Here is a 319-nt window from a genome sequence, read left to right as displayed (position 1 = left end):
CAGGTGATGCTCGGTTACCTCAACAACGAGGAAGCCACCGCCAACACCATCACCCCTGACGGATGGCTGCGCACCGGCGACATCGCGAACCTAGACCATCTGGGCAACGCCTACGTGGTCGACCGCATGAAGGAACTGATCAAATACAAGGGCTACCAGGTTGCCCCGGCCGAGTTGGAAGCGCTGCTGATGACCCACGAGGCCATTGCCGACGCAGCCGTGGTCGGTTACCTGCGCGAATCGGACGGCGAAGAGCTGCCGCGTGCATTCCTGGTGCTGCAGCAGGGAGTGGACCCGAACGACCCGGCCGTGAGCGCAG

Annotated in this window: 1 protein-coding gene; it reads left to right on the top strand. The window is 63.3% G+C overall.

Annotated features, from left to right (window positions below):
- Window positions 1–319 (top strand): AMP-binding enzyme (locus CYJ76_RS11855; RefSeq protein ID WP_144043116.1); only part of this gene is annotated, 319 nt, incomplete at both ends.

It is taken from the genome of Kytococcus schroeteri (assembly GCF_002847825.1).
Classification (GTDB): domain Bacteria; phylum Actinomycetota; class Actinomycetes; order Actinomycetales; family Dermatophilaceae; genus Kytococcus; species Kytococcus schroeteri.
The sequence above is the reverse complement of the archived record's forward strand: the minus strand, read 5'-3'. Positions and strand labels throughout refer to the sequence as shown.